Raw genomic sequence first — 20,819 nt, 5'->3', positions numbered from 1 at the left:
ATGCGTCAGCATCCGTTAGGCATTTACGAAAAAGCGCTGCCAAAAGATCTCTCCTGGCCGGAGCGCCTGGTTCTGGCAAAAAGCTGCGGCTTCGATTTTGTGGAGATGTCGGTGGATGAGACCGACGAGCGTTTATCGCGCCTTGAATGGAGTACCACGCAGCGCGCCTCTCTGGTGGAAGCGATGCTGGAGACCGGCGTGGCCATCCCGTCGATGTGCTTGTCTGCCCATCGTCGCTTCCCGTTTGGCAGCCGCGATGACACCGTGCGCGAACGCGCCCGCGAGATCATGACCAAAGCCATCCGGCTGGCCCGTGATTTGGGTATTCGCACCATTCAGCTTGCGGGTTATGACGTGTACTACGAGGAGCATGACGAAGGCACGCAACAGCGCTTTGCCGAAGGGCTGGCGTGGGCCGTAGAGCAGGCCGCTGCCGCGCAGGTAATGCTGGCGGTAGAGATCATGGACACCGCGTTTATGAACTCCATCAGCAAGTGGAAAAAGTGGGACGACATGCTCGCCTCGCCGTGGTTCAGCGTTTACCCGGACGTCGGCAACCTGAGCGCGTGGGGCAACGACGTCACCGCCGAGCTGACGTTGGGCATTGACCGCATCGCCGCTATCCATCTGAAAGACACCCGGCCCGTAACCGAAAAAAGCCCCGGCCAGTTCCGCGATGTGCCGTTTGGCGAGGGCTGCGTCGATTTCGTTGGCGTGTTTAACACGCTGAATCAACTTAACTATCGCGGCGCATTTCTGATTGAAATGTGGACCGAGAAAGCCAAAGAGCCGGTACTGGAGATCATCCAGGCGCGCCGCTGGATTGAAGCCCGAATGCAGGAAGGAGGCATGACATGTTAGAACAACTCAAAGCCGAGGTGCTGGCGGCAAATCTCGCCCTACCCGCCCACCAGCTGGTGACGTTCACCTGGGGCAACGTCAGCGCGGTTGACCGTGACAGCGGCATGATGGTGATCAAACCATCCGGCGTGGAGTACGACGTGATGACCGCAGAAGATATGGTGGTGGTAAATATCGCCACGGGTAAAGTGGTCGAGGGGAGTAAAAAACCCTCCTCCGACACCCCGACCCATCTCGCGCTGTATCGTCGTTACCCGGAAATTGGCGGCATTGTGCATACCCATTCCCGCCACGCCACCATCTGGTCGCAGGCGGGGCAGGATTTACCCGCGTGGGGAACGACGCACGCGGACTATTTCTACGGTGCGATCCCCTGCACGCGGCTGATGACGACGGCTGAAATCGCGGGTGAATATGAATACCAGACGGGGGAAGTCATTATCAAAACCTTCGAGGAGCGCGACATAAGCCCGATGCAGGTCCCGGCGGTGCTGGTTCATTCTCACGGCCCGTTTGCCTGGGGCAAAGACGCTGCCGATGCGGTACACAATGCCGTGGTGCTGGAAGAGTGCGCCTATATGGGGCTTTTCTCGCGCCAGCTTGCACCTCAGCTTCCGGTTATGCAGCAGGAATTGCTGGATAAGCATTACCTGCGCAAGCATGGCGCAAATGCCTATTACGGCCAGTAATCATCCGGAATTAATATGCTCTTTACAGTACCGCCGTTTCCAGACGGCGGGCGTTAACCCGGTATGTTTCGAGAATATCTGCCGGAAATAACCCACGTCATTAAAACCGCACCGGGTGGCCACTTCAGTTAATGAGGCCGCATCGTTCAGCAACAATTTTTCAGCGGCCCTGACGCGCTGGCGGTGTATTGCCTCCGTCAGGGTTAAATGAAACGTCCGGCGAAATACTCGCCCCAGGTAATCTGCGTTGCAGTGCAGCTCTTTCGCCAGCTGTGAAGTGGATATGGGCAAATGAAAGTGAGTGCGGATAAGCTGTTTGGCCTTCCACGCCATTGCTGCGCCCGCATCATCCGCTTTATCTTCATATCCCGGCGAGAGCGATATCTGCTGCAAAATTAACAGCAAAATTATCTCCAGCGCCTGGCTACGCTGTAATTTTTCCTGCTCGCTTAAAAACTGACGGAATAACGCAATAACATATTGCGGATCCCGCACGCTACAGTGTTGCTCAATCGACAGTGGCGTCGCACCTGGCAACGCAGGCAAGCCTTCATCCACCTCAAAATGCAGCCAGTAAAATTTGAGATCGCCCGGAAAATCTTCCACGCCGACATGCCGCCGCTTCGGCCAAAGTAATAAACTCTCGCCGGCGTTTACCTCAAACAGCGTATTTTCCTCCTGGATCGTTAATGTCCCTTTTTCGACAAAGATTATCTCCCACGAAGATAATTTTCGTGCGGGATGACGACCCACGCCCCGGGAGATAAATAACCCGCCATTTTGAACCTTAATCGGAAGTGCTATGGATAATTCAAGCATGGATATTCAATTTCCCGCTTTTATGGTGGCTAATATTGCGTTTATTGTTTGATTATTAATAAATATCAGCAGAACAGCTCGATCAAACTCACAGTTTTACCATCAGGTCGGAATCGTCACCTTTTTATACTTTTCCCTTCCCTTGTTGGTCTGCCCGTTGAATGCAGAATAAATGGGGTACCTTGCACAAATACGATAAAAAATCGTTTATCGAGGAGTTACCCCATGACTTCCACACCGATTACAGACGCAGAAGTTGCAAAACAGGCAGCCGATGACCGACTGTCAGTCCGCGAGAAAATTGGCTACGGCCTGGGCGACGCGGGCGGCACGGTAATTACCTGCCTGATCATGAACTTCCTGACCTTTTTCTATACCGATGTATTTGGCCTGACGCCCGCGCTGGTGGGCACGCTGTTTATTGCTCTTCGGGTATTTGACGCGATTTCCGATCCGGTGATGGGCGTGATTGCCGACCGCACGCAGAGCCGCTGGGGGCGTTTTCGTCCGTGGCAGCTGTGGGTCGCGCTTCCCATCGGGATCGTCGGCGTGCTGACCTTCACCGTCCCGGACGCCAGCATGGGCGTGAAAATCGCCTGGGCGTTCGGCACCTATTTGCTGTTGTCCGTAGGCTATACCGCCATCAACGTGCCGTATTGCGCGCTGATCAACACCATGACCACCCGCCACAACGAGGTAATATCCTGCCAGTCCTGGCGCTTCGTACTGTGCGGCGTGGCGGGCTTTCTGGTCTCCGTTGGCCTGCCGTGGCTGGTGTCAGAGCTGGGACAGGGCAATACCGCCCGGGGTTATCAGCTGGGCGTCGGCGTACTGTGCGCCATCGCTGTGGTGATGTTCTTGTGCTGCTTCTTCTGGGTGCGCGAGCGCGTCCCGCTTGCGTTGATGGGGAAATTCACCCTGCGCGAGCACCTGGCGGGCCTGCGTAAAAACGATCAGCTGCTGCTGATGCTGGTAATGTCGTTTCTGCTGATCAACGTCTTCAACATTCGCGGCGGCGGGTACATGTACTTCATCACCTACGTGCTTCAGGGCAGCACGGCGTACACCTCGTTGTTTTTCACCATGGTGACCTTTGCCGCCATTCTGGGCGCGGTGATCGTCAACCCGCTGTCGCGGCGGATTGATACCGTCAAACTCTACTACTACACCAACCTGGTACTCGCTGCGCTTGCTATGGGAATGTGGTTCCTGCCAGGTGGCCCGGCGCACCAGACGCTCTGGCTTATCGTGATTTTAAGTAACGGCGTGATCCTGGGCTTCACCCTGCCGCTTCACTTCTCGCTAATGGCCTTTGCCGATGACTACGGCGAATGGAAAACCGGCGTGCGCTCCTCGGGGATGAATTTCGCCTTCAATCTATTTTTCATCAAGCTCGCGTGGGCATCCAGCGCCGGGATCATCAGCCTGGTGTTTATTGCCGTGGCCTATCAGCCAGGCGCGGGCAACCAGACACCCGCCTCATTGCAGGGCATCACCGCCATGGAGACGCTGCTCCCTGCCCTTTTCCACCTGCTGCTGGCGGTCGCTATCCGCTGGTGCAGGCTTAACAATCCCGTGATGTCGCGCATTGCCACCGATTTGCGCCAGCGTCATGTACAGTCCTGAGGAGAACGATATGACCATAATGGAAGCCGACCTGCATCAGCTGAAAATCAACGACCCGTTTCTTGGTCAGTACCAACGGCTGGTCCGCGATGTGGTAATCCCCTACCAGTGGGATGCGCTTAACGATCGCGTGGCGGAGGCTGAACCCAGCCACGCCATCGCCAACTTCCGCATCGCGGCCGGTCTGGAACAGGGGGAGTTTTACGGGATGGTCTTTCAGGACAGCGACGTGGCGAAATGGCTCGAAGCCGTAGCGTGGTCGCTGTGCCAGAAGCCGGATGCCGAACTGGAAAAAACCGCCGACGAGGTGATCGAGCTGGTCGCAGCGGCGCAGTGTGAAGATGGCTATCTCAATACCTATTTCACGGTGAAAGCACCGGCCGAGCGCTGGACCAATCTGGCCGAATGCCACGAACTGTACTGCGCCGGACATATGATTGAAGCGGGCGTGGCGTATTTCCAGGGAACCGGAAAGCGCCGCCTGCTGGACGTGGTGTGCAGGCTGGCGGATCATATCGACAGCGTGTTTGGCCCGGGCGAAAACCAGCTGCACGGCTATCCGGGCCACCCGGAAATCGAGCTGGCGCTGATGCGGCTGTACGACGTCACGCAGGAGCCACGCTATCTCAATCTGGTGAAATACTTTATTGAGGAACGCGGCACACAGCCTCACTTCTACGATATCGAATATGAGAAGCGCGGCAGAACGTCATACTGGAACACCTATGGCCCGGCGTGGATGGTCAAGGACAAAGCCTACAGCCAGGCGCATCAGCCCCTTGCCGAACAACAAACGGCCATCGGCCACGCCGTGCGTTTTGTCTATCTGATGGCGGGCATGGCGCATCTGGCGCGCCTGAGCAACGACGAAGGGAAACGTCAGGATTGCCTGCGGCTGTGGAACAACATGGCACAGCGCCAGCTGTACATCACCGGCGGGATTGGCTCGCAAAGCAGCGGCGAGGCATTCAGCAGCGATTACGATCTGCCCAACGATACGGTCTATGCCGAAAGCTGCGCCTCCATCGGCCTGATGATGTTTGCCCGCCGGATGCTGGAGATGGAGGCGGACGGCCACTACGCCGACGTGATGGAGCGCGCACTATACAACACGGTGCTGGGTGGCATGGCGCTGGACGGTAAGCATTTCTTTTATGTGAATCCGCTGGAAGTGCACCCGAAAACACTGGCCTTTAACCATATCTATGACCACGTGAAACCGGTGCGCCAGCGCTGGTTCGGCTGCGCCTGTTGCCCGCCGAATATTGCGCGCGTGCTGACCTCGCTGGGGCACTATATTTATACCGTTCGCCCGGACGCGCTGTTGATCAACCTGTACGTGGGAAACGATGTCGCCATTCCGGTGGGGGAAAACACCCTCCAGCTGCGGATTAGCGGAAACTATCCGTGGCATGAGCAGGTGAAAATCGAGATAACCTCACCAGTTCCTGTGACTCACACGCTGGCCCTGAGGCTGCCGGACTGGTGTGCGGAACCGGCTGTTTCGCTCAATGGTCAAGCCATTACAGGCGAGGTCTCCCGTGGATACTTATACCTAAACCGCAACTGGCAGGAAGGCGACACGCTGACGCTGACGTTACCGATGCCGGTCCGCCGCGTGTACGGCAACCCGCAGGTGCGCCAGCAGGCGGGGAAAGTCGCATTGCAGCGTGGGCCGCTGGTTTACTGCCTGGAAGAAGCCGATAACGGCGCAAATCTGCATAACCTTTCTTTGCCGCAAGACAGCGCGTTTCGGGTATTTGAAGGCAAAGGCATTTTCGCGCACAAGATGCTGATACAGGCGGAAGGGATTGGGTGTCAGGCGAAGGACACTGATGCCCTGTGGCAGTACGACCACTCGCCGGTAGAACGTCAGCCCCAGACGCTGACCTTTATTCCATGGTTCAGCTGGGCAAACCGGGGAGAAGGGGAAATGCGGATATGGGTGGATGAAGGCTGAATAACTGCGGCCTGTTGCCCTCACTCCAGCCCTCTCCCACGGGAGAGGGAGTAAAAAGTAGGCCGGGTAAGGCGAAGCCGCCACCCGGCTTTAACCCGGCTCAGGCCGCCCGGGAGATTAAAACAGCCCCAGCGGTTTATCGGAGTAGCTGACTAACAGACATTTCGTTTGCTGGTAGTGCTCCAGCATCATTTTATGGGTTTCGCGCCCGATGCCCGACTGTTTGTAGCCGCCAAACGCCGCATGAGCCGGATAGGCGTGATAGCAGTTTGTCCATACGCGTCCGGCCTGAATGCCGCGGCCCATTTTATAGGCAAGGTTACCGTTACGGCTCCAGACGCCCGCCCCCAGGCCATACTGCGTGTCGTTAGCGAGCTCCAGCGCCTCGTCCATGGTTTTAAACGTGGTGACGGCCAGCACCGGTCCAAAAATTTCCTCCTGAAAAACGCGCATGTTGTTCTTACCGAACAGGATAGTCGGCTCAAGGTAGTAGCCCTCCTGCAAATCGCCGCCCAGCACCTTACGACGACCGCCGGTCAACACATCGGCCCCCTCTTTTTTACCGATATCAATATAGTTGAGGATGGTTTCCAGCTGGCCATACGATACCTGCGCCCCCATCTGGGTAACGTTATCCAGCGGATTACCGCTGCGAATCGACTCCACGCGCCGGATCGCCCGCTCCATAAAGCGCTCATAAATGGATTCCTGCACCAGCGCGCGGCTCGGACAGGTGCAGACTTCGCCCTGGTTAAACGCAAACAGCGCAAACCCTTCCAGCGCTTTGTCGAAGAAGGCATCCTCTTCATCCATCACGTCGGCAAAGAAGATGTTCGGCGATTTCCCGCCCAACTCCAGGGTGACCGGAATGATGTTCTGGGTCGCGTACTGCATAATCTGCTGACCCACTTCCGTTGAGCCGGTAAACGCCACTTTGGCGATACGCTTTGAAGTAGCCAGATATTCGCCGATCTCTCCCCCGGCCCCGTTGACCACGTTAATGACCCCCGGCGGCAACAGGTCGCCAATTACCTCCATCAGCAGCAGTACCGAAAGCGGCGTTAAGCGTGCAGGTTTCAGCACAACGCAGTTACCCGCCGCCAGCGCGGGCGCCATTTTCCAGCTCGCCATCAGCAGCGGGAAGTTCCACGGAATAATTTGCCCCACCACGCCGAGCGGCTCGTGGAAGTGATACGCCACGGTATCTTTGTCAACTTCACTTATTCCCCCCTCCTGGGCACGAATGCAGGACGCAAAATAGCGGAAATGGTCGATCGCCAGCGGCACGTCCGCCGCCATGGTTTCGCGGATCGGCTTGCCGTTGTCCCACGTTTCTGCGGTCGCCAGCAGCTCCAGATTCTGCTCCATCCGATCGGCGATTTTGAACAAAATGGCCGCTCTGTCCTGAACGGACATTTGCCCCCACTTATCTTTCGCCTTATGCGCCGCATCCAGCGCTAAATCGATATCCCGTTTGCCCGAACTGGCAATTTCACACAGCGGCTGGCCGGTAACGGGCGTCAGGTTGGAATAGTATTCACCGTCGACGGGCGCCACCCAGTCGCCGCCGATAAAGTTGTCATAGCGGGGCTTCAGCTTAAGGGGAAAACCATACTCGCCAGGCTGGATACGCGATGAGGGAGGATTGTTTGTCATGACCGTCTCCTTGCTGTTGTTGTACAACAAGGGTAGTTCCGGCTGGTGATTTTCTCGCCAGCGGGTAGCGGGTTTACGAGCCGCATCACGGATTACCGTACTTTACGTTTCGTTTCTGCCGCCGCAGCCATACTTAATAGCTCAAGGGCTCATGAGGAATGATGCAATGCAGCTATTTATCGGCTTTGACGTGGGTGGAACCCACATCAAACACGGCGTAATTAATGAAAACGGCGAAGAACTGACATCCGATGAATATGATACGCCGGACGATGAAAGCACCTTCAAAGAGAAGTGGAAAGCGGTAGTGGATAAATACTGCCAGGAGCACGAGATCGCCAGTATTGGCGTGAGTTTTCCAGGACATATCAATCACCATACTGGCGAAGCGGCCAAAGCCGGGGCGCTGGACTATCTTGACGGCGAAAACCTGTGCGAACTGTTCGCACAGCTGACCGATCTCCCCGTGACAATCGAAAACGATGCCAATTGCGCGGCGCTGGGCGAGCGCTGGCAGGGCGCGGGCAAGGACTATGAGCATTTCGTCTGCATCACCATCGGCACCGGCATCGGCGGCGGTATCGTCATGGAGGGCGATCTCTACCGCGGGTCGCACTACCGGGCGGGTGAGTTTGGCGTGCTGCCCGTAGGCAATGAGGGCGAACCGATGCATGAAGTGGCGTCCGCCAGTGGCCTGATGAAAGCCTGCCGCCGCGCGCTGGCCGTGTCGGAAGATGAGATGCCTGATGGTGAGGAGCTGTTTAAACGCATGGACAGCGACGTGCATCTGCGCGAGGCCATTGAAGCGTGGGCGCATTGTCTGTCGCGCGGTATTTACAGCGTGATCTCTATGTTTGATCCGCAGGCGGTGCTGATTGGCGGCGGCATTAGTGAGCAGGAGAAAATCTATCTCCTGCTGGATAAATATTTACAGCGATTCGAGGAGTGGGAAGCGCTCCGGGTGCCCATCCTTCCCTGCGAGCTGGGTAACCAGGCGGGAAGGCTGGGCGCGGTCTGGCTGGCTAAGCAGAAGCAGGCGCGCAGCGCTTAACGCTTACGGAAATAACTGCGCGTCGCGTAGCACATGGTCATTGCCACGACGACGCGTAAACCCGATGCGGTTGAAATACTCCAGGATCTGAATCGCCAGTTTGCGTCCAACGTTCAGCCGATCGCGGAAGTCTGCGGCGCAGGTTGATCCGCGCGCCTGATCCAGCTCCCGGATCAGGTTCGCAAACGCCACGATCCGATCGTTGCGGTAATAACGATCTTTCACGATCGCCACAATCATGCCCTGCTGCGCCGCATGCCGCAGTACCTGACGCATCAGCTGCTCATCGGTATTGGTTTCACGCGCCAGATCGCGCACCCACCAGGGTTCATCGCCAAACAGCGCCGCCACTTTTTGCCAGACCGCGTCCTGCTCAGCGGTAAAACCGGCCTTATGTTCCGGCAGGTGTAGCCAGCCGTGATGACTTGCAATCACGCCGCTTTCACGCATGTTTTCAATCAGCAACAGCACCAGCGCGTCGTCTTCCATGGGCAACGCCATACGCCGCAGACGTTCACGGCCCGGACCGGGCTCATCCTGATGCTGTTCATGGTAGGTCGCCAGCGTGCTCAACACTTTACGCTGCCAGCGCGCCGCCACCGGCGCGTTCAGCAGGCTGTTGCCAGCCTGAATAAAACCCGGCTCCTGCGTCAGAAGACGCAATCCTTCACCGCTGAGCTGGCGCGCCCAGGCGAACGCAGCCAGATCCACCGCACCACGCTCAAGGTGGATATCTAACGCAGACTTGTCGTCACGAGCCTGGGCCAGCGAGGCCAGCCACGCTAAATACTCGGGCTTACGCTTGCCGCGACGGGGCGGATTCAGCATCACCACGCGGGCGCCCGCCAGGGTTTCGCGCGCGGAGATGTCGCGCAGAACCAGGCGGTCGTTATCCGCCAGCCAGAGCGGGGAGTCGAACACCAGTTCGGCGAGATCGTTTTCCAGCAGCGACACGCGTCCGGTGATGTGGCTGGCCGCGTGATGGATATGCAGCGGCTGCCACTGGGTCAGCGGCGTGTGGGTCTGTAGAGAAACGATAATCCGTTCAGAAGGCTCCGGCGGCGCGTCGGCCAGCAGCCAGTCGCCGCGGTTAAGCTGGTCTTTTTCGGCATCACCAGCAATATTCAGCGCGATACGCTGCCCGGCATGGGCCTGTTCCACCGGCTGGTTTTGCGCGTGAAGCCCGCGCACGCGCATCGGTTTGTTCACGCCCGTCAGCCACAGGGTATCGCCCACGTTAACTTCGCCACTCAGCGCGGTACCGGTCACCACCAGCCCAGCCCCTTTCACGGTAAACGCCCTGTCGATCGCCAGACGGAAGCGGTGATGGCTGGCATGCTCACGAGACGGGATCTGCTGCAAATGGTCGCGAAGAGCGTCGACACCGCGGCCTTCTGTCGCCACGGTGACAAACAGAGCGGCATCCTTAAAACCATATTCACTCAGCGCCGCCAGTACCTCTTCACGCACCTCGTTGATACGCGCCTCATCCACACGGTCCGCTTTGGTAAGGGCGACGGTCAACCGCGGGTTTCCCGTCAGTTGCAGGATCGCCAGATGCTCGCGCGTTTGCGCCATCACCCCGTCATCGCACGCGACAACCAGCAGAGCGTGATCGATCCCGCCCACGCCCGCGAGCATATTGGAAAGAAACTTCTCGTGGCCGGGCACATCGATAAAGCCCAGCACGCGACCGTCGGGCTGTGGCCAGTAGGCGTAACCCAGGTCAATGGTCATGCCGCGCTTTTTCTCTTCCGGCAGGCGATCGGCATTCACGCCCGTAATGGCCTGCAATAACGTGGTTTTGCCGTGGTCAACGTGACCGGCGGTGGCAATAATCATTTCAACATCATCTCCAGAAACCGCCCTTCATCTTCCAGGCAGCGTAAATCCAGCCACATACGACCATCACCGATCCGGCCAATCACTGGCGTCGGTAATGCACGCCAGCGCGCCGACAGCGCCTCAAGCTGGCTTCCGCGTCCGTCGCGCGGGGTGAACGTCAGCGCTTCGCTCGGTAACCTGTCCACGGGCAGCGAGCCGCTGCCAATTTGCGACAGGCAAGGCTCGATACGAACTTCAAACTCAGGGTAATGAGGAGCAACCTGCGGCAGTAGCGCTTCCGCCCGCGCGCGAACAGAGGCTTCATCACGGCTCAGCAAACGCAACGTGGGCAGGCGGTCAGCCAGTTTCTCCGGGTGGAGATAGAGCCGCAGCGTGGCTTCCAGCGCGGCCAGCGTCATTTTATCGGCACGCAGGGCACGCTTCAGTGGGTGCTGCTGTAGCTGCGCAATCAGCTCGCGCTTGCCGACGATAATCCCCGCCTGCGGCCCGCCCAGCAGTTTATCGCCGGAGAAACTGACCAGGCTTACGCCCGCAGCAACTATTTCCTGCACCATTGGCTCTTTCGGCAGACCGTACTGGCGCATATCCACCAGCGACCCGCTGCCGAGATCGGCAATCACCGGCACGTTTAGCTCGCGCCCGATGGCGGCCAGTTCGGCCTCTTCCACCGTTTTGGTGAACCCCTCAATGTGGTAATTGCTGGTATGCACTTTCATCAGCAGGGCGGTGTTTTCATTCACCGCCGCGCGATAATCTTTTGCATGGGTACGGTTGGTTGTGCCCACTTCATGCAGCGTGCAGCCCGCCTGGCGCATGACATCCGGAATACGAAACGCCCCGCCGATCTCCACCAGCTCGCCGCGAGAGACGACAACCTCTTTTCCGCTCGCGGTGGCCGCCAGCATTAACAGCACCGCCGCCGCGTTGTTATTCACAATGCAGGCATCTTCCGCGCCGGTGATCTGGCAGAGAAGATCCGCCAGTGCGCGATCGCGATGCCCGCGCCCGGCGCCGTCCAGATCGTACTCCAGCGTCACCGGCGAGCGCATGGCCCGGGTGACGGCCTCTATTGCTTCTTCTGCCTGCTGTGCCCGGCCCAGATTGGTGTGCAGAACCGTGCCCGTCAGGTTAATAACCGGGCGCAACGCGCTTTGCGCGTGCTTGCTCAGCCTCCATTCAACTTCCTGCGCCCATGCCTCGCACCAGCCGGGTAGCGCGTTTTCAGCCTGAATATGGCGACGCGCATCGTCCTGAAGCTGGCGTAGCATGTCGACCGTTGCAGTATGGCCAAACTGCTCCAGCACCGCAGTGATGCGCGGATCACGAAGCAGACGATCGGTAGCGGGGATCTGGCTGTAGAGGGAATGATGAGTAGTCATGAATGCGCCTGGCGAGTAAATATCTTCCCCCCTCCCGACGGGAGAGGGAGTTAACATGTGGGGGGATTGTACCGCCTCCCGCCAGGAAGTGTTATAACCCGCATCAAGCCTTTGGTGGTTCAGTCCGGGCGAAACTTTCGCGCTGGAAGAGCGTCTCCGCCAGTTTGACCAGCAGCGGACGATCCACGCACCAGCCCGGCGAGACGCGGCGGAAATTAAGGTAGCCAATGGCGCAGGCGATGGCGATCGTCGCCAGATTCAGGCTATCGCTCTGAATTTTCCCCTCGCGGATCAGCTGTTCGCACATATCCAGGCTGCGGCTGATTTTTTCGCGCTGGCGCAGCAGCTCATTTTCTGACTGCTGGGCGGCGGGCCTTGCCTGCTCGCGTACGGACGTTAATGCCGCATCCATAATGCCATCCGCCAGGGCTTCAATTTGCTTCATCGCCAGCGCTGCTTTTGGATCCGCCGGCAGCATGGCTGGCGCAACGCCAAGCAGCTCGATGTACTCCGCAATGATCGGGGAATCAAACCAGTAGTCGCCCTCGTCCGTTACCAGCGCCGGGACTTTCCCCAGCGGGTTGTACTGCGCAACGCCGTTCTCTGCGTGGTACGGTTGTTCATTTACGAATTCAAATTCAATCCCTTTCTCCAGCAGGAGAATCGAAATCTTACGCACGAAAGGACTGGTATAACTGCCGATGAGTTTCATTGCTTATCCTTAATGCCCATAAAGAGGTCAGTATGGATCAAGCCGTGAAAAAAGGCAGGTGTACGTATCGCATTCCTGCCGTGAGGGGATACGGGAGAAATCTGCATAAAAATATTTTGTGAATCAAATCACAATCTGGAAACAAACAGCCAACTTAACATTGTGATATTAATCACAAAATAGCCCTCATTTTGGCGTAATTCTGAGCAATGTATTTTTTTTACACACCCATTATGTGATCGCGATCACTTCATTAATATCCTCACCCCCTACATTCATGTGATTCAGATCACACAAAATTCCGCTGTCTGGACAGTTGAACGATTCAGTGCCAGATTTCACAGCATCAGAACAGGGCCCGGCTACCTCTGCCGCCGCACATTAACGATAAACCTCGGGCCACAAGCCTAAGCGTAAACATAAGAAGGGGTGTTTTATGTCATCCGATTTCAAGATCAAAGTGCAAAGCTTTGGTCGTTTCCTCAGCAACATGGTGATGCCAAATATCGGCGCGTTTATCGCGTGGGGTATTATCACCGCATTATTTATTCCGACAGGGTGGTTGCCTAACGAAACGCTGGCGAAACTTGTTGGCCCAATGATTACGTACCTGCTGCCGCTGCTCATCGGTTATACCGGTGGTCGTCTGGTGGGCGGTGACCGTGGTGGTGTCGTGGGTGCCATCACAACCATGGGGGTGATTGTCGGTGCGGATATGCCGATGTTCCTCGGTGCGATGATTGCCGGTCCTCTGGGCGGCTGGGCGATCAAGAAATTTGACGTCTGGGTTGATGGCAAGATCAAATCCGGCTTCGAAATGCTGGTGAACAACTTCTCCGCGGGCATCATCGGGATGATCCTCGCGATTCTGGCGTTCCTCGGCATTGGCCCTGCGGTTGAAGTGCTCTCCAAGCTGCTGGCGGCGGGCGTTAACTTCATGGTGGCGCACGACATGCTGCCGCTGGCGTCTATCTTCGTTGAACCGGCGAAAATCCTGTTCCTGAACAACGCCATCAACCACGGTATCTTCTCACCGCTGGGTATCCAGCAGTCACACGATCTCGGCAAGTCCATCTTCTTCCTGATTGAAGCGAACCCGGGTCCGGGTATGGGCGTTCTGCTGGCGTACATGTTCTTTGGTCGCGGCAGCGCGAAACAGTCTGCTGGCGGCGCGGCGATCATTCACTTCCTGGGCGGTATTCACGAAATTTACTTCCCGTATGTGCTGATGAACCCACGTCTGATCCTGGCCGTTATCCTTGGCGGTATGACCGGCGTGTTCACCCTGAGCGTACTGGGCGGTGGTCTGGTGTCTCCTGCTTCTCCAGGCTCCATTCTGGCGGTGCTGGCGATGACCCCGAAAGGCGCCTACTTCGCGAACATCGCGGCGATCTGTGCGGCCATGGCCGTCTCCTTCGTGGTCTCCGCTATCCTGCTGAAAACCAGCAAGGTGAAAGAAGACGACGATATCGAAGCGGCAACCCGTCGTATGCATGACATGAAAGCCGAATCCAAAGGCGCAACGCCGCTGGCGGCGGGTGATGTCTCTAACGACCTGAGCCACGTGCGTAAAATTATCGTGGCCTGTGATGCCGGTATGGGTTCCAGCGCAATGGGTGCGGGCGTGCTGCGTAAGAAAGTGCAGGATGCGGGTCTGACCAACATCTCCGTGACCAACAGCGCGATTAACAACCTGCCGCCGGACGTTGACCTGGTGATCACGCACCGCGATCTGACCGAGCGCGCCATGCGTCAGGTGCCGCAGGCGCAGCACATTTCCCTGACCAACTTCCTCGACAGCGGCCTGTACACCAGCCTGACTGAACGTCTGGTTGCGGCCCAGCGCCATGAAGATAACGAAGTGAAGGTGCGCACCAGCCTGCAAGACAGCTTCGACGAGAGCAACGCGCATCTGTTCAAACTGGGCGCAGAAAACATCTTCCTTGGCCGCACGGCGACCAATAAAGAAGAGGCCATTCGCTTCGCCGGTGAGCAGCTGGTGAAAGGCGGCTACGTTCAGCCGGAATACGTTGAGGCGATGCTGGAGCGTGAAAAGCTGACCCCAACCTACCTGGGTGAATCCATCGCGGTTCCGCACGGTACGGTTGAAGCCAAAGACCGCGTGCTGAAAACCGGCGTGGTGTTCTGTCAGTATCCTGACGGCGTGCGCTTCGGTGAAGAAGAGGACGACATCGCCCGTCTGGTGATTGGTATCGCCGCTCGCAATAACGAGCATATCCAGGTGATTACCAGCCTGACCAACGCGCTGGATGACGAAACGGTTATTGAGCGTCTGGCCAATACCACCAGCGTTGAAGAAGTTCTGGCTCTGCTTAACAAGTAACAGCGCCTCTTCCCTCTCCCCCCCGGGGAGAGGGCTAGGGTGAGGGGAAAACGTTCCTCACCCCAGCCCTCTCGGGTAAAAACATTGATGAAGGTTAACACTATGAAAGCATTACATTTTGGCGCAGGTAATATCGGTCGTGGCTTTATCGGTAAACTGCTGGCAGACGCGAGCATTACCCTGACATTCGCCGATGTGAATCAGGTGGTTCTGGATGCCCTGAATGCCCGTCATAGCTATCAGGTTCACGTGGTGGGTGAAAACGAACAGGTTGAAACGGTCTCTGGCGTCAACGCGGTAAGCAGCATTGGCGACGACGTGATTGACCTCATCGCGAGCGTTGATCTGGTCACCACAGCCGTGGGTCCGGTGGTGCTTGAGCGTATCGCCCCGGCGGTCGCGAAAGGCCTGGCGAAGCGTAAAGCACAAGGCGTTGAAACGCCGCTGAACATCATCGCCTGTGAAAACATGGTGCGCGGCACCACGCAGCTGAAAGGCCACGTTCTGGCCGCTGTGGCTGAGGAAGATAAAGCCTGGGTTGAAGCGCACGTTGGTTTTGTGGATTCCGCCGTTGACCGCATCGTTCCGCCATCAGAATCCGCCACCAACGACCCGCTGGAAGTGACGGTGGAAACCTTCAGCGAATGGATCGTTGATAAAACTCAGTTTAAAGGCGCGCTGCCGACCATTCCGGGAATGGAATTAACCGATAATCTGATGGCATTTGTCGAACGTAAACTCTTCACGCTGAACACCGGGCATGCTATAACCGCGTACCTCGGGAAATTGGCCGGTCATCAGACGATTCGTGACGCGATCCTCGATGAGAACATCCGTGCGGTGGTCAAAGGGGCAATGGAAGAGAGCGGCGCGGTGCTGATCAAACGCTACGGTTTTGATGCTGATAAACACGCAGCATACATCCAGAAAATCCTCGGTCGTTTTGAAAACCCGTATCTGAAAGATGACGTTGAGCGCGTGGGTCGTCAGCCGCTGCGTAAACTGAGCGCGGGCGACCGCCTGATTAAACCGCTGCTGGGCACGCTGGAATACGGTCTGCCGCACGCTAACCTGGTGAAAGGGATAGCTGCCGCGATGCACTACCGCAGCGAGCAGGACCCGCAGGCGATTGAGCTGGCTCAGCTGATTGATGACAAAGGCGCACAGGCTGCGCTGGCGCAGATTTCCGGTCTGGATGCCAACAGTGACGTGGTTGCGGAGGCGGTCAGCGCATACAACGCAACCAAATGATGCAGAGTCCGGCGCAGGTTAGCCTGCGCCCGAATAACAGATTGTCAGATATGCAGGCAATAATGGAACAAACCCAGGCCTTTGAAAATCGTGTGCTTGAGCGTCTGAATGCTGGCAAAACCGTACGAAGTTTCCTGATCGCCGCCGTCGAGCTGTTAACCGAGGCGGTGAACATTCTGGTGCTTCAGGTGTTTCGCAAAGACGACTACGCGGTAAAGTATGCTGTAGAACCGTTACTGGACGGAGACGGACCGCTGGGCGATTTATCGGTACGGCTGAAGCTGATTTACGGTCTTGGCGTGCTCAACCGTCAGGAGTATGAAGACGCCGAGCTGTTAATGGCGCTGCGCGAAGAGCTCAATCATGACGGCAATGAGTACACCTTCACCGATGATGAGATCCTGGGGCCCTTCGGCGAACTGCACTGCGTAGCCGCGCTCCCTCCCGCACCTCAGTTTGATGACAGCGACCCTGAGCTGTACATGATGCAAAAGCTGCGTTATCAACAAGTTGTCCGCTCCACCATGGTGCTTTCCCTGACTGAGCTGATTTCTAAAATCAGCTTAAAAAAAGCGTTTCAGAAGTAAGCCCGCACACATTGGTGTATCCTTCCTTGTAAATTCCCCGTTTTCAGAGTTATTTGTCATGAAAGAAGTCGAAAAGAACGAAATTAAACGCCTGAGCGACCGTCTGGATCTGATCCGCCATCAGATGGCTGGCCTCTCCCTTGTTGATTCCGCCGAGAAATATGCCGAGCTGGAAAAAGAGTCCGTGAAGCTGGAGGCGGAAATTGAGCGCCTGCGCGATGTGAAAGGCCAGAAGCTGAGTAAAGAGGCGCAGAAGCTGATGAACATGCCGCATCGCCGCGCGATCACCAAAAAAGAGCAGGCCGACATGGGCAAGCTGAAGAAAAGCGTCCGTGGCCTGGTGGTGGTGCACCCGATGACTGAGCTTGGCCGCGAAATGGGCCTGAAAGAGATGACGGGTTTTAGTAAGACCGCGTTCTGATCGCTCTCCCCTGCCGCTGCGCAGGGGAAACTCAGTTGTAAATCAGGTTAAACGTGGCCATCGCATCCGCTTTTCCCGCCGTTACGTTCTCTTCCGTCTGAAGGTAATGCGCATCAAACCAGAAGGTCTGCGTCTGGTTATCCCCCACCTGGCCAAGCGCTGACACCTGCGGGGTGTTCCACGATACCACCTGCCCCTGAACCGAACCGGTATTGTCACCGTAAAGCAGTTCGATCCCGACACCGCTGGCGCTATCCTCCTGCTTCGTCAACGCCAGCGCCCGATCGTTGCCCGGCGTGGTATCGCCAAAGAAACCCATCTTAACCGCCGTGTTATTTTCACAGGTCACCGGAATGCTGAAGCGTCCGCCTCCGGCGCGGGAGCCGATGCCGTGAAATTCACGCTGGCTCACGCTCCCCATGGGAACAAGAATGCTGCGAGAGCCCACTGAGCAGCTGGTACGCCTGACGGTGAAGCTGGCGAGATGAATCTGTACTGGTGTCGCCACGTTGGTGGCGCTGGCTTGATTTTCTCCCGCCTGCAATATCAGCGAGCCGACATTTTGCTCCTGGGAATTGGCGTTATCGTCAGGCATGGCGCTGGTCGTCGGGATTTTGTAAAACACCACCCAGAACTGCATTTTGTACGTTGAGGCGCTGGCAAAGGCGGGGTTTTGCGATGCGTCGCAAATGCGCCGGGACTCATTGCCATTCACCTGACTTGTGCCGTCAATATAACGTATCACATCGGCGCCGCAGTACTGCTGCTCGCGAAACCCGAGCGCGTAGCCGATGCCGTCAATCTGGGTTTTGTAGACGTGCCGCGACGCACCGTCTTCACCCACCACGGTGCCGACGGGGTTATCCACGTCGACAAAGCCGATACTACGCCAGGCATCATTCCCGCCATCACAGCTGTAGAAATCTGCCCCGGTAGACTGTATCGGCGCAGATATCGGCGTCCAGTCAGCCGTGCCGGGCGCATACCCAATGGCATAAGGCACCTGAACGACCCACTGATCGCGCGTGGTGCGGCAAGGTGAAGTCTGAGCATGGGCATGAAAACTCAGCATGCCAAAAAGCGAAAGAAGGCTCAGATAGAAAAACCAGTGAATAAAACGACGCATGATATTCCTCTAATGGCACTCAACGGACAGCGTGGCGATACCGGGGGCCATATGAGCTTTCCCCAGTCTGAAAGGTGTCTGGCATTGCTGCTGCTCCCCGTTTTCATACCAGGTGACGCGCAGGGTGCCGCGCTCTGGTACTCCACTCAGGTAGGCCTGACCGCCGTCAGCGACCATGCTTCGGTTTGCAGAATGGCGGTTCTGCTCCACCACTTCAGCCTGCGCGCCAAACGGCAACGGTTCGCCGTGGTAGCGCAGGGAAAACAGAACGCGATAACCAATGTGGGTTGTGTAATTGGCCAGCACCACCGCGCCGCTGGTGGGAATGAGCGTCAGACCGCTTTGCTCAATGTCGACGTTCTCACCCAGCGTCGCCGTATCAAGGCTGACGGTATTTTTGCGATACGCCGAGAGCGTTGGCATGACCGCATAGCCGCGGCTGTCGGTATGGATCCCGTTGTAGCCCTCCGGCTCAACGTTCGCCGCGCCGGGCACGCGCAGCAGGGCGACGGTATCGCCCAGCGGCTGGCTAAGCGTGACGCCATACTGCGTGGCGATAACGCCTCCGGCGAGTCCAAGACTCGCGTTGCTACCGTTTCGGCTGTGGTCATAACCGAGGCTGACGTTGCCGTAGCCACCATTGTATTGCAGCGCCAGACTGGTGCTGTCGGCCTCTCCCTCACTGGTCTTACTCTGCTGAACGCTGTAATTCAGGTTGCGGTTCGCCAGCGCGCTGCCGTTGAGTGACACCTGCTGCGTGGTCATCCCACGATTGTTGTGGTTGGCGTAGTAACTGACCGAACTGCCCGGCAGCCAGTTGCCAAGCGGAACATTGACGTTAAACGACACGGTGCGATCGGGATGCTGCTCAAGCGCTGAGTCGGTGTAGTCATACCCCGCGCCCCAGGAAATACCCCGCCAGCTGGTGTACCAGCCAATGTGGATGGTTTTATCCTGCCCGGACGTATGCCAGTAATCCTGCATCCATGCCGAGACGCTGAGGCTGCCGAACTGACCCAGCGTCTGTGAAAAAGTGACCTGCGAGCGGCTACGGCGATTATTGAGTTGCAGCTGTTGGCTGTCAGACTGATTCAGTTCACTAAATTCGTAGTAATTGCGCGAGGCATAGCGATAGCTCGCCAGGTTGAAGGCGGTGCCGGTAGCGCTGAAATCTTTCTGGTACTGAATGCGCCACGCCTGCCCCATCGCGCTTTTGCCGTCGGGTAAACGGCTTTTTGCCAGCGTATCATCAATACCCAGCGAGCCAAATGCGCCAAACCCTCTGCCTACGCCAATTGCACCGGCCTGATAGTTGCTCGCCGTACGAAAGCCGCCATACACCGTCATCCTGGAGAGCAGACCGTAGAAGAAAGCGCCTTCAACAAATTCGGGCGAACGCGCATCACCGGAGCCGGAGTGAAATCGTCCTGCATTGAGACTGTATTTCAGGCTGCCCTGGCGTCGCATAAACGGCACCGCAGAATAGGGCTGGGTAAAGACGCGCGTTGAGCCGTCACTTTCCGTGACCGTAACCTGTAGATCGCCACTTTGTGCGCCCGGGAACAGATCGTTAATGATAAATGGCCCGGCGGCCACCCAGGTTTCATAGATCACATAGCCATTTTGCGAAACGGAGACTTTAGCGAAGCTGTGTGCGACGCCGCGGATGGTTGGTGCGAAGCCGCGCTGGCTGTCGGGCAACATGCTTTCGCTTGATGAGAGCTGTACCCCGCGAAACGCCACGCTATCGAAGACGTCGCCTGCGGTCCAGGCATCGCCGATCCGTAGCTGGCTGTTAAGACGGCGAATATCCCGGGTCAGCCAGCTACTTTGCGACTGAAAATGGTCGCCGCCCGCGTCGCTGTAGCTCCAGGCCGAGGTGTTACGCAGCCGCCACGCCCCCAGATTGATGCCGTTACGCAGGCTCAGATAGCTGGATGTCGTGACCCCGCTCTGATGACGGGCCTGACCGCCCGACAGACTGTAATCAGTAAATGCCGCCGGGATACCATCGTCCCACTGCGACTGCGGCACGTAGCCACGGCTGCGGTGTTTCATTGCCGCCTGCGGCAGGCTGAGAAAGAGACGCTGCTGGTTGAAATCATAAGAAGTTCGCGCTGCCGGAATAAAATCCTCGAGGTGCGTGAACGTTTCTCCCTCCTGCAACCGGGAGAATGCAGGAATGGCCCTTACATTTACGCCAAGCGCTTCCAGCAGCGATACGCTAAAAACGGGTTGCAGGCTGCCTTTCTCATTGACGAAGGTGATCTCCTGATGCCGCTCCTCGCGGCCGTTAATCTCCAGCGTCACGAGCCAGGTGCCTGGCATCTGCCCGCCCTTTCCAGAGAAATAGTGCAGATCCGCCGTTTTCTGTTCAGTAGAGGAAAGCTCCAGCGCGGCGGGATCAAAGTAATCCTCGGCCATCCCCGCGCGGCTGAAGCTAAGCAGCAACACCGAAAGCGGCGCGTAACGAAACAGGCGAAAAGGCATGG

General features: G+C 57.3%; 16 protein-coding genes. 9 read left to right on the top strand and 7 right to left on the bottom strand.

Annotation, left to right across the window (positions count from 1 at the left end):
• Together AC4OVS_RS23040 and araD are read left to right on the top strand one after the other, a co-directional pair.
• Nucleotides 1-861 (top strand): L-ribulose-5-phosphate 3-epimerase, encoded by an 861-nt coding sequence (locus AC4OVS_RS23040; protein ID WP_023298863.1) that lies wholly within the window; start codon nt 1-3, stop codon nt 859-861.
• Entirely contained in the window at nt 855-1,550 is a 696-nt protein-coding gene (gene araD, locus AC4OVS_RS23035) for an L-ribulose-5-phosphate 4-epimerase (RefSeq protein ID WP_038416909.1), read from the top strand. Before AC4OVS_RS23040 ends, araD begins: the two co-directional genes overlap by 7 nt.
• Here araD and AC4OVS_RS23030 read toward each other — a convergent pair whose 3' ends face one another.
• Entirely contained in the window at nt 1,551-2,369 is an 819-nt protein-coding gene (locus AC4OVS_RS23030; protein WP_022649753.1) for an AraC family transcriptional regulator, read from the bottom strand.
• A gap of 225 nt (nt 2,370-2,594) precedes the next feature.
• Here AC4OVS_RS23030 and AC4OVS_RS23025 point away from each other — a divergent pair, with 225 nt between their 5' ends.
• Entirely contained in the window at nt 2,595-3,995 is a 1,401-nt protein-coding gene (locus AC4OVS_RS23025; RefSeq protein ID WP_022649754.1) for an MFS transporter, read from the top strand.
• Between the two features lie 10 nt (nt 3,996-4,005).
• The gene (locus AC4OVS_RS23020) at nt 4,006-5,955 is read left to right on the top strand and encodes a glycoside hydrolase family 127 protein (RefSeq protein ID WP_063201718.1); all 1,950 of its coding nucleotides are present in this window, start codon (nt 4,006-4,008) and stop codon (nt 5,953-5,955) included.
• 117 nt (nt 5,956-6,072) lie between these two features.
• Here the strand turns inward: AC4OVS_RS23020 and aldB are convergent, their stop codons facing one another.
• A complete protein-coding gene (aldB, locus tag AC4OVS_RS23015; RefSeq protein ID WP_491922742.1) occupies nt 6,073-7,611 on the bottom strand; it encodes an aldehyde dehydrogenase AldB in 1,539 nt (512 codons plus the stop codon).
• A gap of 166 nt (nt 7,612-7,777) precedes the next feature.
• Here aldB and AC4OVS_RS23010 point away from each other — a divergent pair, with 166 nt between their 5' ends.
• Nucleotides 7,778-8,662, top strand: a complete 885-nt coding sequence (locus tag AC4OVS_RS23010) for an ROK family protein (RefSeq protein WP_023298868.1) — start codon at nt 7,778-7,780, stop codon at nt 8,660-8,662.
• 3 nt (nt 8,663-8,665) lie between these two features.
• On the opposite strand, the gene selB is transcribed toward AC4OVS_RS23010, so the two are convergent.
• The 3 genes from selB to AC4OVS_RS22995 form a co-directional block, all read right to left on the bottom strand.
• Entirely contained in the window at nt 8,666-10,504 is a 1,839-nt protein-coding gene (selB, locus tag AC4OVS_RS23005; RefSeq protein WP_491922741.1) for a selenocysteine-specific translation elongation factor, read from the bottom strand.
• Nucleotides 10,501-11,886 carry an L-seryl-tRNA(Sec) selenium transferase gene (gene selA / locus AC4OVS_RS23000; RefSeq protein WP_491922740.1) on the bottom strand — a complete coding sequence of 462 codons (1,386 nt, stop codon included), beginning with the start codon at nt 11,884-11,886 and terminating at the stop codon, nt 10,501-10,503. The genes selB and selA overlap by 4 nt, the downstream gene beginning before the upstream one ends.
• A 103-nt stretch (nt 11,887-11,989) precedes the next feature.
• The gene (locus AC4OVS_RS22995) at nt 11,990-12,598 is read right to left on the bottom strand and encodes a glutathione S-transferase (protein WP_048966144.1); all 609 of its coding nucleotides are present in this window, start codon (nt 12,596-12,598) and stop codon (nt 11,990-11,992) included.
• Nucleotides 12,599-13,034: 436 nt separating this feature from the next.
• Between AC4OVS_RS22995 and AC4OVS_RS22990 the strand changes: the two genes are divergently transcribed.
• The 4 genes from AC4OVS_RS22990 to AC4OVS_RS22975 all read left to right on the top strand — a co-directional run bounded on the left by AC4OVS_RS22990 (nt 13,035) and on the right by AC4OVS_RS22975 (nt 17,201).
• Nucleotides 13,035-14,942, top strand: coding sequence for a PTS mannitol transporter subunit IICBA (locus AC4OVS_RS22990; protein ID WP_022649761.1), 1,908 nt, complete (start codon nt 13,035-13,037; stop codon nt 14,940-14,942).
• A 102-nt stretch (nt 14,943-15,044) separates the two neighbouring features.
• Nucleotides 15,045-16,193, top strand: a complete 1,149-nt coding sequence (gene mtlD, locus AC4OVS_RS22985; protein WP_491922739.1) for a mannitol-1-phosphate 5-dehydrogenase — start codon at nt 15,045-15,047, stop codon at nt 16,191-16,193.
• Entirely contained in the window at nt 16,190-16,780 is a 591-nt protein-coding gene (gene mtlR, locus AC4OVS_RS22980) for a mannitol operon repressor MtlR (protein WP_023298873.1), read from the top strand. Before mtlD ends, mtlR begins: the two co-directional genes overlap by 4 nt.
• Nucleotides 16,781-16,838: 58 nt before the next feature.
• Nucleotides 16,839-17,201: a YibL family ribosome-associated protein gene (locus AC4OVS_RS22975; protein ID WP_022649764.1), complete on the top strand. Its 363-nt coding sequence runs from the start codon at nt 16,839-16,841 to the stop codon at nt 17,199-17,201.
• Between the two features lie 31 nt (nt 17,202-17,232).
• Here the strand turns inward: AC4OVS_RS22975 and AC4OVS_RS22970 are convergent, their stop codons facing one another.
• Together AC4OVS_RS22970 and AC4OVS_RS22965 are read right to left on the bottom strand one after the other, a co-directional pair.
• Complete coding sequence (locus AC4OVS_RS22970; RefSeq protein ID WP_199009121.1) at nt 17,233-18,327, bottom strand: fimbrial protein; 1,095 nt, start codon at nt 18,325-18,327, stop codon at nt 17,233-17,235.
• A gap of 9 nt (nt 18,328-18,336) precedes the next feature.
• Nucleotides 18,337-20,817 carry a fimbria/pilus outer membrane usher protein gene (locus AC4OVS_RS22965; protein WP_491922770.1) on the bottom strand — a complete coding sequence of 827 codons (2,481 nt, stop codon included), beginning with the start codon at nt 20,815-20,817 and terminating at the stop codon, nt 18,337-18,339.
• Nucleotides 20,818-20,819 lie beyond the last annotated feature (2 nt).

This window comes from Enterobacter sp. 4974935 (genome assembly GCF_058661735.1).
This window is presented reverse-complemented; position numbering and strand designations above follow the sequence as displayed.

What these genes read in the sequence shown, in the direction of transcription:
- AC4OVS_RS22990 (WP_022649761.1), top strand. Translation starts at nt 13,035, where the DNA reads ATGTCATCCGATTTCAAGATCAAAGTGCAAAGCTTTGGTCGTTTCCTC.
- selA (WP_491922740.1), bottom strand. Translation starts at nt 11,886, where the DNA reads ATGACTACTCATCATTCCCTCTACAGCCAGATCCCCGCTACCGATCGT.
- aldB (WP_491922742.1), bottom strand. Translation starts at nt 7,611, where the DNA reads ATGACAAACAATCCTCCCTCATCGCGTATCCAGCCTGGCGAGTATGGT.
- AC4OVS_RS23030 (WP_022649753.1), bottom strand. Translation starts at nt 2,369, where the DNA reads ATGCTTGAATTATCCATAGCACTTCCGATTAAGGTTCAAAATGGCGGG.
- mtlR (WP_023298873.1), top strand. Translation starts at nt 16,190, where the DNA reads ATGATGCAGAGTCCGGCGCAGGTTAGCCTGCGCCCGAATAACAGATTG.
- selB (WP_491922741.1), bottom strand. Translation starts at nt 10,504, where the DNA reads ATGATTATTGCCACCGCCGGTCACGTTGACCACGGCAAAACCACGTTA.
- AC4OVS_RS22965 (WP_491922770.1), bottom strand. Translation starts at nt 20,817, where the DNA reads ATGCCTTTTCGCCTGTTTCGTTACGCGCCGCTTTCGGTGTTGCTGCTT.
- AC4OVS_RS22970 (WP_199009121.1), bottom strand. Translation starts at nt 18,327, where the DNA reads ATGCGTCGTTTTATTCACTGGTTTTTCTATCTGAGCCTTCTTTCGCTT.
- AC4OVS_RS22975 (WP_022649764.1), top strand. Translation starts at nt 16,839, where the DNA reads ATGAAAGAAGTCGAAAAGAACGAAATTAAACGCCTGAGCGACCGTCTG.
- araD (WP_038416909.1), top strand. Translation starts at nt 855, where the DNA reads ATGTTAGAACAACTCAAAGCCGAGGTGCTGGCGGCAAATCTCGCCCTA.
- AC4OVS_RS22995 (WP_048966144.1), bottom strand. Translation starts at nt 12,598, where the DNA reads ATGAAACTCATCGGCAGTTATACCAGTCCTTTCGTGCGTAAGATTTCG.
- AC4OVS_RS23010 (WP_023298868.1), top strand. Translation starts at nt 7,778, where the DNA reads ATGCAGCTATTTATCGGCTTTGACGTGGGTGGAACCCACATCAAACAC.
- AC4OVS_RS23040 (WP_023298863.1), top strand. Translation starts at nt 1, where the DNA reads ATGCGTCAGCATCCGTTAGGCATTTACGAAAAAGCGCTGCCAAAAGAT.
- AC4OVS_RS23020 (WP_063201718.1), top strand. Translation starts at nt 4,006, where the DNA reads ATGACCATAATGGAAGCCGACCTGCATCAGCTGAAAATCAACGACCCG.
- AC4OVS_RS23025 (WP_022649754.1), top strand. Translation starts at nt 2,595, where the DNA reads ATGACTTCCACACCGATTACAGACGCAGAAGTTGCAAAACAGGCAGCC.
- mtlD (WP_491922739.1), top strand. Translation starts at nt 15,045, where the DNA reads ATGAAAGCATTACATTTTGGCGCAGGTAATATCGGTCGTGGCTTTATC.